The 13,188-nt window shown below is 73.0% G+C and carries 11 protein-coding genes; 5 read left to right on the top strand and 6 right to left on the bottom strand.

Translation table 11 applies throughout. The features are described 5' to 3' along the window. The first annotated feature begins 49 nt into the window (after positions 1 to 49). Positions 50 to 733, top strand: coding sequence for a YcnI family copper-binding membrane protein (locus Cba03nite_RS33855; protein WP_203755373.1), 684 nt, complete (start codon positions 50 to 52; stop codon positions 731 to 733). 116 nt (positions 734 to 849) lie between these two features. On the opposite strand, the gene Cba03nite_RS33860 is transcribed toward Cba03nite_RS33855, so the two are convergent. After that, positions 850 to 1,440 carry a sigma-70 family RNA polymerase sigma factor gene (locus tag Cba03nite_RS33860; RefSeq protein WP_203755375.1) on the bottom strand — a complete coding sequence of 197 codons (591 nt, stop codon included), beginning with the start codon at positions 1,438 to 1,440 and terminating at the stop codon, positions 850 to 852. A 127-nt stretch (positions 1,441 to 1,567) separates the two neighbouring features. Between Cba03nite_RS33860 and Cba03nite_RS33865 the strand changes: the two genes are divergently transcribed. From Cba03nite_RS33865 to Cba03nite_RS33875, 3 genes are all read left to right on the top strand, one after another. Then, positions 1,568 to 2,383, top strand: coding sequence for a zf-HC2 domain-containing protein (locus Cba03nite_RS33865; protein WP_203755377.1), 816 nt, complete (start codon positions 1,568 to 1,570; stop codon positions 2,381 to 2,383). 134 nt (positions 2,384 to 2,517) lie between these two features. Next, entirely contained in the window at positions 2,518 to 4,395 is a 1,878-nt protein-coding gene (locus tag Cba03nite_RS33870; RefSeq protein ID WP_203755380.1) for an ABC transporter ATP-binding protein, read from the top strand. Between the two features lie 79 nt (positions 4,396 to 4,474). After that, positions 4,475 to 5,935: a hypothetical protein gene (locus Cba03nite_RS33875; protein WP_203755383.1), complete on the top strand. Its 1,461-nt coding sequence runs from the start codon at positions 4,475 to 4,477 to the stop codon at positions 5,933 to 5,935. A 97-nt stretch (positions 5,936 to 6,032) separates the two neighbouring features. Here Cba03nite_RS33875 and Cba03nite_RS33880 read toward each other — a convergent pair whose 3' ends face one another. The 5 genes from Cba03nite_RS33880 to Cba03nite_RS33900 all read right to left on the bottom strand — a co-directional run bounded on the left by Cba03nite_RS33880 (position 6,033) and on the right by Cba03nite_RS33900 (position 10,010). Beyond that, positions 6,033 to 6,635 (bottom strand): HIT family protein, encoded by a 603-nt coding sequence (locus tag Cba03nite_RS33880; protein ID WP_239126219.1) that lies wholly within the window; start codon positions 6,633 to 6,635, stop codon positions 6,033 to 6,035. Between the two features lie 307 nt (positions 6,636 to 6,942). Then, positions 6,943 to 7,896: an NAD(P)-dependent alcohol dehydrogenase gene (locus Cba03nite_RS33885; protein ID WP_203755385.1), complete on the bottom strand. Its 954-nt coding sequence runs from the start codon at positions 7,894 to 7,896 to the stop codon at positions 6,943 to 6,945. A gap of 74 nt (positions 7,897 to 7,970) precedes the next feature. Then, entirely contained in the window at positions 7,971 to 8,573 is a 603-nt protein-coding gene (locus Cba03nite_RS33890; RefSeq protein WP_203755387.1) for a GNAT family N-acetyltransferase, read from the bottom strand. Between the two features lie 23 nt (positions 8,574 to 8,596). Further along, positions 8,597 to 9,331, bottom strand: coding sequence for a class I SAM-dependent methyltransferase (locus tag Cba03nite_RS33895; protein WP_203755389.1), 735 nt, complete (start codon positions 9,329 to 9,331; stop codon positions 8,597 to 8,599). A 79-nt stretch (positions 9,332 to 9,410) separates the two neighbouring features. Then, positions 9,411 to 10,010, bottom strand: a complete 600-nt coding sequence (locus Cba03nite_RS33900) for a hypothetical protein (RefSeq protein ID WP_203755391.1) — start codon at positions 10,008 to 10,010, stop codon at positions 9,411 to 9,413. A gap of 281 nt (positions 10,011 to 10,291) precedes the next feature. On the opposite strand from Cba03nite_RS33900, the gene Cba03nite_RS33905 reads away from it, so the two are divergent. Then, positions 10,292 to 13,108 carry a PQQ-dependent sugar dehydrogenase gene (locus Cba03nite_RS33905; protein ID WP_203755393.1) on the top strand — a complete coding sequence of 939 codons (2,817 nt, stop codon included), beginning with the start codon at positions 10,292 to 10,294 and terminating at the stop codon, positions 13,106 to 13,108. The last annotated feature ends 80 nt before the right edge of the window (positions 13,109 to 13,188 follow it).

A 13,188-nucleotide genomic window follows, 5' to 3' on the forward strand; every position in this document is an offset into this window, starting at 1 on the left:
CCCGGCGCGCCGCGGGCGTGCCGTTCCTCCACACAGGAAGGGCACGCTGATGAGGTTCGGTGTGAAGGCCGGGGTGGTCGCCGTCGCGGCGGCGCTGCTGGCCGGGCTGGCCGCGGTGCCGGCCGCGGCGCACGTGACGGTGAACCCGAAGGAGGTCACGGCGGGCGGCTACGCCCGGCTGACGTTCCGGGTGCCGAACGAGCGCGACGACGCCTCCACGGTGAAGGTCGAGGTGGTGCTGCCCGAGGACGCGCCGCTGGCGAGCGTCTCGATCAAGCCCGCGCCCGGCTGGACGGCCGTGGTGGAGAAGCGCACGCTGGCCACTCCGATCAAGAGCCACGACCGGGAGATCACCCAGGTCGCCTCGAAGATCACCTGGACCGCGGACGCCTCCTCGGCGATCAGGCCGGGCCAGTTCCAGGAGTTCGACGTGTCCGCCGGGCCGGTGCCCGAGGTCGGCCAGCTGGTGTTCAAGTCGCTGCAGACCTACTCCAGCGGCGAGATCGTGCGCTGGATCGAGGAGGCCAAGCCGGGCGAGGAGGCCGAGCACCCGGCCCCGGTGCTGAAGGTGCTGCCCAAGGCGGGCGCGCCGAGTGCCCCGGCCCCGGCCGCCGCGGGCGCCGCCCCCGCCGGCGACGACCCCTGGCCGCTCGTCCTGAGCATCGCCGCCCTGGCCGTCGCGCTGGCCGCGCTCACCCTCGCCCTGCGCCGCCGCCCGGCCCCGCCGGCCTGACGGCCATACCCCCCAAGATCATCAGACTTGCCTGGCAACTGGGCGAACTCACGCGCAAGATTCGCCCGGCTGCCAGGCGAGTTCAAAGATCTTGAGGGGGTACGCCCGCCGCGGCGTCACACCGCGCGCAGGTGGCGGCGCGGGGTGGGGGTGCCGTCGGCGAGCGCGGCGGTGAGGTCGTCGCGGGCACGGGCGACCCGGGAACGGATGGTGCCGACCGGGCAGCCGACCACCTCGGCGGCCTCGGCGTAGGACAGCCCCAGCAGCTGGGTGGCCACGAACGCCTCGCGCCGGTCCGGGTCGAGCCCGCCGATCAGCTGGTCGAGCAGGATCTGCTCGTCGAACCGGGCCCCCGTTCCGGCCTGCGCGGCGTCGGCGACGCTCGCCCAGTCGGCGAGGTCGGCCGCGCGCGGGCGGCGCGACACCGAGCGCAGGTGGTCGACCACGGTGTGCCGGGCGATCGCGAGCAGCCAGGTGCGCGCCGAGGAGCGGCCCTCGAACGACGGCAGCGCCCGCATCGCCCGCAGGTAGGTGTCCTGGGCCAGGTCGTCGGCGTCGGCCGGGCCGGCCAGGTGCGCCACGAACCGGGTCACGTCCCGCTGGGTCGCCGCGACGAACGCCTCCGCGGCGCCGCGGTCGCCGCCCCGGGCAGCCAGGGCCAGCGCCGTGACGCGATCGTCGTCGCCGCCGTGGGAGCCGTAGGACATGACCGGAAGCGTAGCGTTCGCCGCCCGTCGATGCGATCCCCCCGGTGCGGGACGGCGCCGCAGGTCACAGCGTGGTCCGGGAACCAACTGGCGGCTACGGGCGACAATGTGTCGCATGGGAGTGGGCATGGATTGCGAGCAGGTACGCGAGCTGCTGTCGGCCCGCCTGGACGGCGAGGACGACCCGGCCGGCCGCGCAGCGGTCGACGCGCACCTGACCGGCTGCGCGGGCTGCGCGCGGTGGCTGGAGCGCGCCGAGTCGGTGACCCGGCTCGCACGTACGGCCGCCGCCCTGCCCGTGCCCCCGCTGCGCCCTGACGCGCTGGCCGCCGTGCTGGCCGCGGCCCCCGCCCCCGCCCCGGCCCCGAAGCGGCGCCGCCTGGAGGTGGCGCGGCTGCTGCGGGTGCTGCTGCTGGCGGTGGGGCTGGGCCAGCTGCTGCTCGGCGTCGCACAGATCAGCAGCCTGGCCGCCGCCGACCGGCACGCCCACCCGGCCGTCGGCTCGGTGTCGTCCGGCCACCTGTGGCACGAGTCGGCCGCGTGGAACGTGGCCATCGGCGCGGCGCTGGCCTGGCTGGCGTGGCGGCGCACCCGCCCCGCCGCGCTGCTGCCCGTGATGACGGCGTTCGTGGTGATGCTGACCCTGCTCACCGCCAACGACGCGCTCGCCGGCCGGGTCGAGGGCGCGCGGATCATGTCGCACGGCCTGGTGCTGGCGGGATACGGCCTGCTGCTGGCGCTGAACCTGCGCCGCTTCCGGGGTGAGGAGCCGCCCGGCGCGCGGCGGCGGCCGCCGTCGGCGTGGTCGCTGCGCGGCGGCGACGAGGACGACGGCCCGCTCGCGCCGGTGTACCCGTTCCCGGTCCGGGTCGCGGTCACCGAGGCACCCGTCCGAGTCGGTGGACACGGACGGGTGGATTCTGCCCTCCGGCGCGCCGCCTGACGGCGGTTCTTGTCCCACCCCTGCGGTAGACGTCGTGCGAAACGAAGTTGACGTCAACCTCGCTTGAGGTTCTACCGTGGCCAGCGGCGGCACCCGCCCGCCGTGCGCCCGTACACAGGGGAGAGGCAAGCCCGATGAGCATGGAGATGGCGGCGTGGAACTCGCTCTACCACGCCATGAACGCCCAGGACGAGAAGCGGCCGTTCTCGCGTGCCACGCTGAAGCGCATCCTCGGCTTCGCCCGCCCGCACCGCGGGCAGCTGCTGGCCTTCCTCGCGCTGAGCGTGGTCGGCGCGGTCCTCGCGGTGGCGACCCCCGTGCTGGCCGGGCGCGTGGTCGACACCATCACCAACAACGGCGCGGCCGAGACGGTGGTGTGGCTCGCGGTGATCATCGCGGTGCTGGCGCTGGCCGAGGCCGGGCTGAGCCTGGCCACCCGCTGGCTGTCCGCCACCATCGGTGAGGGCCTGATCCTGGACCTGCGTACGGCGGTCTTCGACCACGTACAGCGGATGCCGGTCGCGTTCTTCACCCGCACCCGCACCGGCGCGCTGGTCAGCCGGCTCAACAACGACGTGATCGGGGCGCAGCGGGCGTTCAGCGACACCCTGTCCGGGGTGGTGGCGAACCTGGTGATGCTCGCGCTGACGCTGGTCGTGATGATCCAGCTGTCCTGGCAGATCACCCTGCTGTCGCTGGTGCTGCTGCCGGTGTTCGTGCTGCCCGCCCGGCGCATGGGCAACCGGCTCGCCAAGCTGGAGCGCGAGGCCGCCGAGCACAACGCGACGATGAGCACCACCATGACCGAGCGCTTCTCCGCACCCGGCGCGACGCTGGTCAAGCTGTTCGGGCAGCCGGAGCGGGAGTCGGCGGAGTTCGCGGCGCGGGCGCGGCGGGTGCGCGACATCGGCGTACGCACCGCGATGGTGCAGTGGGTGTTCGTCACCGCGCTGATGCTGGTCTCCTCGCTCGCCCTGGCCCTGGTGTACGGCCTGGGCGGGGTGTTCGCGCTGCGCGGCACCCTGGACACCGGCGCGGTGGTCGCGCTGGCGCTGCTGCTGGCCCGCCTCTACGCTCCGCTGACCTCGCTGGCCAGCGCGCGGGTCGAGGTGATGAGCGCGCTGGTCAGCTTCGAGCGGGTGTTCGAGATCCTCGACCTCAAGCCGCTGATCGCCGAGCCCGCGCAGCCCAAGCAGGTGCCGGACGGGCCGGTCTCGGTGCAGTTCGACGGCGTCGACTTCGCGTACCCGTCGGCGGACAAGGTGTCGCTGGCCTCGCTGGAGGAGGTCGCGGTGCTGGACACCCGGGGCGGGGCGCAGGTGCTGCACGACGTGTCGTTCACGGCCGAGCCGGGCCAGCTGGTCGCGCTCGTCGGCTCGTCCGGGGCGGGCAAGTCGACGATCGCGCAGCTGCTGCCGCGCCTGTACGACACCGACGGCGGCACGGTCCGGCTGGCCGGGGTCGACGTACGCGACCTGCCCCAGCAGACGATCCGCGAGACGCTGGGCATGGTCACCCAGGACGGACACCTGTTCCACGAGTCGGTGCGGGCGAACCTGCTGCTGGCCCGGCCGCAGGCCACGGACGAGGAGCTGTGGGACGCGCTGCGCCGCGCGCGGCTGGCGGACCTGGTCGAGGCGCTGCCCGACGGGCTCGACACGATCGTGGGGGAGCGCGGCTACCGGCTGTCCGGCGGCGAGCGGCAGCGGCTGACCATCGCCCGGGTGCTGCTGGCCCGGCCGCGTGTGGTGGTGCTGGACGAGGCCACCGCGCACCTGGACTCCACGTCGGAGGCGGCGGTGCAGGAGGCGCTGGGCGAGGCGCTGGCCGGGCGGACCTCGGTGGTGATCGCGCACCGGCTGTCCACGGTGCGCCAGGCCGACCAGATCCTGGTCATCGAGGCCGGGCGGATCGTCGAGCGGGGCACCCACGCGGAACTGCTGGCGCGCAACGGCCGGTACACCGAGCTCTACCGCACCCAGTTCGACCAGCCGGTGCCCGCGGCGGCCTGACCGGATGGCTGTTTCGCCAAATAAGGGTCTGTTTGTCCGGATTGTGCCACGATGAGGCCTGATCGAGTGGAGGCCTCGAATGACAGCAACATCGGCGCACCGACCCTGGTCGCCCACCCGCAGAAGCCTGCTCACCGCAGGGCTGTCCGCCCTCGCGCTGGTGACCACGGCGGCGGGAGCCGTCGCGGCTCCCGCCGCACCGCCCGTGGCACCCCCGCCCGCGAACGGCCTCGGACACCTGGACCCGCCCTTCGGCGCCAACGGGACCGTGGTCACCACCTTCCCCGACCTCGCGTCGGGCGCGAGCGCGATCGCCGTACACGGTGACGGGTTCGTCGCGGCAGGAGGGTCGCTGCAGGACGACTCGCCGGACTTCCTGCTCGCCCGCTACCGCGCCGACGGCAGGCTCGACCGCCGGTTCGGCACCGGCGGCCAGGTGGTGACCCCGTTCTCGGCGGTCGCCGGCGCCGGCGGCGCCGAGGGCGTGGCGGTCCAGCGCGACCGCCGCATCGTCGCGGTCGGCACGGCCGGGCTGGGCACGGACAGCGACATCGGCTTCGCGTTCGCGCGCTACCGCGAGGACGGCAGGCTGGACCGCGGCTTCGGCGGCGGCGACGGCATCGCGGTCCTGCCGGTCGGCCCGGCGGGCGACTCCGGCGCCGCCGACGTCGCCGTGCAGCGCGACGGCAGGATCGTCGCGGTCGGTGGCGCGAACGACGCCGCGGGCAACGCCGTCTTCGCGGCGGTGCGGCTGCTGCCCGACGGCAGGCCGGACCCCTCCTTCGGCGACGGCGGCACCGCCCTCGTGCTCATCCCCGGTGGCGACGCCGCGGCGTCCGCGGTCGCCCTGCAGCCCGACGGCAGGATCGTGCTGGCGGGTACGGCCATCGGCCCCGGCCTGACCGGCCAGCAGTTCGCGGTGGTCCGGCTCACCGACCGCGGCGTGCCCGACAGCACGTTCGGCGAGGACGGGATCGCGGTCGCGCAGAACCAGCCCGAGCAGGGCAAGGGCGGCGCGGAGGACGTGGTCGTCGGCCGCGACGGCCGGATCCTGGTCGCCGGGCTCGGGCAGAACGCCGCCGGGCAGGGCGCCTTCGGGCTGGTGCGGTTCCTGCCGGACGGCTCGCCGGACCCGTCGTTCGGCGGCGGCACCGGCCTGGTGCTGACCGAGTTCCCGGAGGGCGAGTCGGTGGCCGCGAGCGTGCTGCTGCGGCGCGACGGTCGCATCGTCGCGGTGGGCAGCGCCGGGTTCCCGTCGCGGTTCGCGCTGGCCGGATACCTGCCCGACGGCACCCTGGACCCGGCCTTCGGCAGCTGCGGGCGTACCACGACGGTGATCGGCGAAGGGTCGGGCGCGACCGGCGCGGTGCTGCTCGACCGGGGTGCGGTCGTCGCGGCCGGATCCACGTTCGACAGCACCCAGACGAACGGCGGCTTCGCGCTGGCCCGCTACCTGGGCGACCCGCGCCGGCCCCAGCGCCCGGCCGAGGCCGCCGCACCGGTGGCAGCGGGCCTGGCGGCACCGGTCTGCCTGGGCTAGCGGCCGCGGCGTGCCGAGCTGAACAGCCGCCGCAGGTGCAGGAAGCTCCCGCCGCGCTGCGTCGTCAGCGTGGCGGGAGCTTCCTGCACGCTGCGGTTCAGGCGTAGGCGGTGCCGCCGTCCGCGGCCAGGGCCTGGGCGACGTGGGCCAGGTTGGCCTGCCACTCCTCGACCGGGGCCTTCGGCAGCACGTCGTCCCAGATGGCCAGGCATGCGCCGCGCAGCTGCAGCATGCCCTCGGGCCGGGCGATGAACCAGATGTGCAGGTGAGCACCGCCGTCGCCCCACCGGTTGACGTGCACCCGGGCGATGCCGCCCAGCGACAGGATCGCCCTCTCGATGCGCTGCATGAGCGGGCCCAGCTCGGCGGACCGCGCGGCGGGCAGGTCGAGGAGGTCGTGGTGGCCGCGCGGGTGCAGCATCACCAGCAGCGGCAGGCCGGACGGGTCGCCGACGTGGGTCACCACCCAGTGCTCGTCACCCCAGATGACGTTGCGCTCGGGGTTCTGGCAGCGGCGGCAGGTGTCCGGCCCGTCCTCGCCGTGGCGGGGCGGCTCCGGCAGCACCGGCGGCTCCAGCACCCGGACCTGGAACTCGCCCTCGAACGGGAAGACGTCCCAGCCGTTCATGGCGTTCTCGGGCAGGGGGATGCGCTCGCCGACGGGCAGGCGGGCGACGAAGGGATGCGGCGTCGAAGTCACCCGCGACATCCTCCCACCGCGGCCCGCCCCGCGCGGTCCCTCTCGTGCCTGGCGACGCCCCCGGTCGCGTTCGTGGCCCGCACCTGCCGCGCCGGCCGCCAAGATCGGTGTCTCGTGTCGAAACCTGTGGTCTGAGCAGAGGTTTCGACACGAGACACCGATCTTCGGGCGCCGGTGGGGCGCGGTGACGCGTGGCAGCGGCCGAAGGCGGTGGTGGGGTGGGTCAGCGGGCGGCGCGCTCGCGGCGGTCCGGTTCGGTCACCGTGCACTCGGAGCGGAGCGGAGCGGACGTCAGTCGCCGGCCTGGTCAGTGCACGCTCACGACGACCTTGCCGAGGGCGTGTCCCTCGCCAACCCAGGCCAGCGCCTGGGGCACCTCATCGAGGGTGAACGTGCGGTCGATGTGGATGGCGAGGTCACCCGCCACACACAGCTCGGCGACCGGTTCGAAGTGCGCCGGACCTTCCTTGACGGCGAGCACGCCCAGCCGGCGGTGCGTGAGCAGGCCGACCGCCGAGCCGATCGTCAGCACGCGCAGCAGCGCTCGTACCGATCCGCCGACGCACCGGTATCGGCCGCCGGGGGCCAGTGCCCGCCGGTAGGCGAACACCGACCGGTGCGCGACCAGGTCGAGAATGAGATCGTATGGACCGCTGCGAGTGAAGTCCTGCCTGCGGTAGTCGATCACCTCGTCCGCCCCGACCGACCGCATGAAGTCGAGCTTGGCCGCGTTGTCGACGCCGATCACCTCAGCGCCGAGTTGCTTGGCCAGCTGAATCGCGAACGCTCCCGAGCCTCCGCCGGCCCCGTTGATCAGGACCCGCTGCCCGGCCACAGCACCGGCGATGCCCTGGTGCGCGATGACGCCCGCCTGCGGAATCGTCGACGCCTCGGCGAAGGTCAACGCCGCGGGCTTGTGCGCCAGCGCCGACTCGGGAGCGATCGCGTACTCGGCGAAACCGCCCTTGAGCATGAGGTTGTCGCCGTACACCTCGTCACCGGGCCGGAACCGGGTGACGTCCGGGCCGACCGCGTCAACCCAGCCCGCGATGTCCGAACCGAGCACCCGGCGGGCCGGCGTGCGCAGCCCACCGATACGCGAGTACATCGGCGAGCCGAGCAAGGTCTCCCAGTCGCTGAGGTTGATCGACGTCGCCGCGACCTTGACGAGCACCTGCCCCGAGCCCGGCGCCGGCTTGGCGACGTCCTCGATCCGCAGCACGTCCGGCGGGCCGTAACGGTCGTACACCACTGCTCTCATCGGCAGACCCCTAATCCGTCCTGGGCCCGGCGGCCTCCCGGCCATCAGTAGCACCCGGGCACAAGCAGCGCCCGTCAGGGCAGGTCGAGTACCATGTCGACGCTCGGCCCGGCGGAGGTGGTGAACGTGCCCGCCTCGGTGAAGCCGCAGCGGCGGTAGAACCGGCGAGCGCGGTGGTTGTCCGCGTGCACACCGCCGAACAGCACGACGCGGTCGCGGCCGAGCAGGCGCACGGCCTCCCAGGTCGGCGGCACCAGAGCACCGGCGAGGCCGCGACCGTGCCAGGCGTCGGCGACACACGGCCCGAACCGGACGGTCCTGGTGGGATCCAGCACGATGCCGTAGCTCGCGTACCGCTCCGGTTCGGCGTCGGCAGGCAGGGAGAAGCTGAGGTCGACCACGGCGTCGAGCCGGTCGGCGCGGTCAGGATGATGGACGACGAGCCGCAGCTTGTCGTAGCGGCCGATGGCCTCGATCCACCCGGCGGCCTCACCCGCATGGTCGGCGTGGCCGTGCCAGAACCGGCGGCTGGTGTCGGACAGCCCGGCGAGAAACGACGTCAGCGCCGCGGCGTCCTCAGCTTGCAGCGCCCGGAAGGCGAACGCGGTGTCCGCCACCGTGAACCGCCGTGCCAGTGGGGCAGGATCAACGGCGAGAGCAGCGAGAACAGGCAACATCGCCGGAACCTCCACAGGCCCTGTCACGTGTTCGCGGGGCGGCGCGCGATGAAGACCATCTCGCGGCCCGGCCGGTCGGGTGCGCCACGCACCTCGTCCACGACGTAACCGGCCGCCTCCAGGGAGGCGGTCACCTCCGCGCGGCTGCGGAAGCGCAGTGTCGAGTCCGACGTCAGCACCGCGCCGTCGGCGTCGAAGACGTAGGTCCGCCGGAACGAGACCAGCTCACCCTCGACGGCGATCAGGTCGTACCAGGTGCGCAGGCCGCCGACGTCCGGCACGACCGTGTACTCCTCGGTCTGCTCGCGGATCCACTCCCGCCAGGCCTGCGCCGCCGGTTCGCGGGTCTCGAAGACCAGGCGCCCGCCGGGCCGCAGCGCGGCGTACGCGGCGAGCAGCACGGCCGACCATGCGGCGTCGGTCAGGAAGACCTGGGCGACGTTGCCGGTCATGGTCGCCAGGTCGACCTGGAGCGGGGGCAGGTCACCGCCCTGCCCGTGCACCCAGCGCACCCGGCCGGCGCCGGGTTTGCGCCGGGCGAGCTCCAGCGACGCGGCCGCCGGGTCGAGTCCGGTCACGGCCAGGCCGCGCTCGGCGAGCAGGCACGCGAAGGTGCCGGTGCCGCAGCCGATGTCGAGCACGGAGCGCGCCCCGAACTCGTCCGCGATCGCCGCGTAGACGTCCAGGTCGCCGCGGTCGGGATCGAGCGGGTCGTAGAGCGCGGCGAGACGGGGCTCGGTGAAGGCGGCATCGGGCATGGTCGCGACGTTAGATCCCGCCACGTGCGGCCGCCACGGGATATCGAGCCGGGTCCGCGGTTACGGGACGCCGGGCGGATCAGGACGGCGGCTCGGGAACGGTGTCCGGCGGGCGGCTGACGGCCGGTGTCGTGCCGCCCGCCGTCCCGGACGGGCCGGGCTGCTCGCGGAGGGCGCGCAGAACGCCGTGGTGGTGCAGGCGGCGAACCAGGCGGCGAGCGGTGCGGTGGCGCGCCAGCAGCACGATCACCTCGGCGAGCAGGGCGAGGCGGCGACGGCGGACGCCGTCCTCGGCGACCCGCAGCAGCAGCCCGCGCAGCCGCGGAGTCTCCAGGGTGGCGCGCAGGTCGGCGCGTACGACCGGGTCGTCGAGCGCGGCCGCGATGGTGACGACCAGCGCGGGCCGGTCGGCCAGCTCCTCGGCGACGGCCGCGACGATCTCGCGGCGGATGCGGTCGCTCTCCACGAGCAGCAGCACGGCCTCGCGGACCTCGGCGGAGTCCAGGGCCGACCGGATCAGGTCCACCGCGCGCCGCTCCTGCTCATGGTCCCCGGTCTCCGTGGACAGGGCGGCTAGCAGCGCGGACACCTCGTCGAGGTCGACGGCCCGCTGCAGTCCGGTGCGGAACTCGGGGTACTGCCAGGCGAACAGCAGGGCCCGGATCAGGTTGCGGTTCATGCCCGCTGGTACCCAGCCGTCAGGGTGGGGAAACAGGCCCGTCGAGCAGGCGAAGCGATCCACTTTCGATGGTGCGATCAGAACTTTCCGTCGACTGATCCGAAAGTATGGACACGTCGATGGAAAGTCCCTAGTGTGTCCGTCACGCAAGTGTTTCACCTTTGTAACCGGCGGCGCGGTTACCCTGGCCCACCCCCGGCATCAGGCGCGTCGGCGCGCGCCCTGCCTGGCCCATCCCCAGTCAGGAAGGGTTGGACGGCATGTCCAGAAGACATCCACGCATGAACATTCCGCTATGGCGTGCGGTCGCTGCCGCGCTTTTGACGGCCGGCACCGCGCTGGTCGGGGTCACCGCCACCACCGCGCCCGCGGCCGCGCACACCATCGATCCGACCAAGTTCCAGCAGGTCGAGCTGGCCCGCGGCGTCGCCGAGATGGGCGAGCCCATGTCGCTGGCCGTGCTCCCGGACCGCTCCGTGCTGCACACCGCCCGCAACGGCACGCTGCGCCGCACCGACGCCAACGGCGTCACCTCGGTCGTCGGCACCATCCCCGTCTACACCCACGACGAGGAGGGCCTGCAGGGCGTCGGCGTCGACCCCGGCTTCGCCACCAACCGTTTCATCTACCTGTACTTCGCGCCGCCGCTGTCCACCCCGGCCGGTGACGCGCCCGCGACGGGCACGAGCTGGTCGCAGTGGCAGGGCGTCAACCGGCTGGCCCGGTTCACCCTCAACGCCGACTTCACGGTGAACATGTCCAGCCAGGTCACGGTGCTGGACGTGCCCGCCGACCGGGGCCTGTGCTGCCACGTCGGCGGCGACATCGACTTCGACGCGGCGGGCAACCTCTACCTGTCCACCGGTGACGACACCAACCCGTTCGCCTCCGACGGGTACGCCCCGCTGGACGAGCGCACCGACCGCAACCCCGGTTACGACGCGCAGCGCTCGGCGGGCAACACCAACGACCTGCGCGGCAAGATCCTGCGCATCAAGGTCAACGCCAACGGGTCGTACTCGATCCCGTCGGGAAACCTGTTCGCGCCCGGCACCTCCGGCACCCGCGCCGAGATCTACGCGATGGGCTTCCGCAACCCGTTCCGGATGAGCGTCGACAAGGCCACGGGCGTGGTGTACGTCGGCGACTACGGCCCGGACGCGGGCACCACCAACGCCAACCGGGGCCCGAGCGGGCAGGTCGAGTTCAACCGGATCACCTCGCCCGGCAACTACGGCTGGCCGTACTGCACCGGCGCGAACACCACGAACGAGATCTACAACGAGTGGAACTTCGCCACCGCCTCGACCGGCCCGAAGTTCAACTGCGCAGGCGGCCCGACGAACAACTCGTTCCGCAACACGGGCCAGTCCACGCTGCCCGCCGCCCGCGCGGCCTGGATCAAGTACGGCGGCGACAGCGGCACGCCCACCGAGTTCGGCGGCGGCTCCGAGTCGCCGATGGGCGGCCCGGTGTACCGGTACAACGCGTCCTCGACGTCCACGGTGAAGTTCCCGCAGGACATGGACGGGCAGTTCTTCGCGACTGAGTTCGGCCGCGGCTGGATCAAGCCGATCCACGTCAACGCCGACGGCTCGCGGGGCACCATCGACGCGTTCCCGTGGACCGGCAAGCAGGTCATGGACTCCGCGTTCGGCCCGGACGGCGCGCTGTACGTGCTCGACTACGGCACCGGCTACTTCAACGGCGACGCCAACTCGGCGCTGTACCGCTTCGAGTACATCGGCTCCGGCAACCGGGCCCCGACCGCGGCCGCCTCGGCGACCCCGACCTCGGGCAGCGCGCCGCTGACGGTGCAGTTCTCCTCGTCCGGCTCCTCGGACCCCGAGGGCGGGGCGCTGACGTACTCGTGGGCGTTCGGCGACGGCACCAGCTCCACGGCCGCCAACCCGAGCAAGACCTACACCGCCAATGGCACGTACACCGCGACGCTGACGGTGCGGGACCCGCAGGGCGCCACCGCCAGCGACAGCGAGATCATCACGGTCGGCAACACCGCGCCGGTGGTCACGATCAACAGCCCCGGCAACGGGCAGCTGTTCGCCTTCGGTGACACGGTCAGCTACTCGATCGCGGTCAGCGACGCCGGTGACGGCACGATCGACTGCGCCCGGGTCAAGATGACCTACGTGCTCGGCCACGACCAGCACGGACACCAGATCACGTCGAAGACCGGCTGCTCGGGCACCATCACCATCCCGGTGGACGGCGAGCACGACGACGCGGCGAACATCTTCGCGATCTTCGACGCGGAGTACACCGACAACGGCGGCCTGACCACGCACACGCAGCACACGCTGCAGCCGCGGCACCGGCAGGCCGAGCACTTCGGCACCTCGTCCGGGATCAACACGTTCACCAAGGCCACGGCCGAGGGCGGCAAGACCGTCGGTGACATCCACAACGGCGACTGGATCTCGTTCACCCCGTACCGGCTGAGCAACGCCACGGGCTTCACCGCCCGGGTGTCCTCCGGCGGCGTCGGGGGCACGCTGCAGATCCGCGCGGGCTCGGCCACCGGGACCGTTCTCGGTACGGCGACCGTCCCGGTGACCGGCGGCTGGGAGACCTTCACGACCGTCACGGGCACCATCAGCAACGCGCCGAACAACACCACGCCGCTGTTCCTCACCTTCGCGGGCGGTACCGGGGCGCTGTTCGACCTGGACTCGTTCACGTTCACCACCGCCGCCGGGGTGGGCCCGATCAAGGGCCTGGCCGGCAAGTGCCTGGACGTGCGCAGCGGCGCCACCGCCGACGGCACCCAGATCCAGATCTACACCTGCAACGGCACCGGCTCGCAGACCTGGACCCGCAACGGCCAGACCCTGCGCGCCTTCAACAAGTGCCTGGACATCGCCGGCGGCGCCACCGCCGACGGCACCAAGATCCAGCTCTACACCTGCAACGGCTCCGGCGCGCAGAACTGGACCTACCAGACCAGCGACCAGACCCTGCGCAACCCGCAGTCCGGCAAGTGCCTGGACGTGTCCGGCAACAACTCCGCCGACAGCACGATCGTCCACCTCTGGACGTGCGTCGCGAACGCCGCCAACCAGAAGTGGACCCTGCCCTGATGAACCCGTTCCGGGTGGGACAGCCCCGTCCCACCCGGACCGCCGTCCCTGAAAGGAGCTCCGACGTGCGAACTTTCCTC

Source organism: Catellatospora bangladeshensis, assembly GCF_016862575.1.
GTDB lineage: Bacteria > Actinomycetota > Actinomycetes > Mycobacteriales > Micromonosporaceae > Catellatospora > Catellatospora bangladeshensis.

Excerpts from the sequence above, each read along its gene's own strand:
- Cba03nite_RS33885 (WP_203755385.1), bottom strand. The coding sequence starts at position 7,896 with ATGAGAGCAGTGGTGTACGACCGTTACGGCCCGCCGGACGTGCTGCGG.
- Cba03nite_RS33905 (WP_203755393.1), top strand. The coding sequence starts at position 10,292 with ATGAACATTCCGCTATGGCGTGCGGTCGCTGCCGCGCTTTTGACGGCC.
- Cba03nite_RS33865 (WP_203755377.1), top strand. The coding sequence starts at position 1,568 with ATGGATTGCGAGCAGGTACGCGAGCTGCTGTCGGCCCGCCTGGACGGC.
- Cba03nite_RS33890 (WP_203755387.1), bottom strand. The coding sequence starts at position 8,573 with ATGTTGCCTGTTCTCGCTGCTCTCGCCGTTGATCCTGCCCCACTGGCA.
- Cba03nite_RS33875 (WP_203755383.1), top strand. The coding sequence starts at position 4,475 with ATGACAGCAACATCGGCGCACCGACCCTGGTCGCCCACCCGCAGAAGC.
- Cba03nite_RS33900 (WP_203755391.1), bottom strand. The coding sequence starts at position 10,010 with ATGAACCGCAACCTGATCCGGGCCCTGCTGTTCGCCTGGCAGTACCCC.
- Cba03nite_RS33855 (WP_203755373.1), top strand. The coding sequence starts at position 50 with ATGAGGTTCGGTGTGAAGGCCGGGGTGGTCGCCGTCGCGGCGGCGCTG.
- Cba03nite_RS33860 (WP_203755375.1), bottom strand. The coding sequence starts at position 1,440 with ATGTCCTACGGCTCCCACGGCGGCGACGACGATCGCGTCACGGCGCTG.
- Cba03nite_RS33870 (WP_203755380.1), top strand. The coding sequence starts at position 2,518 with ATGAGCATGGAGATGGCGGCGTGGAACTCGCTCTACCACGCCATGAAC.
- Cba03nite_RS33895 (WP_203755389.1), bottom strand. The coding sequence starts at position 9,331 with ATGCCCGATGCCGCCTTCACCGAGCCCCGTCTCGCCGCGCTCTACGAC.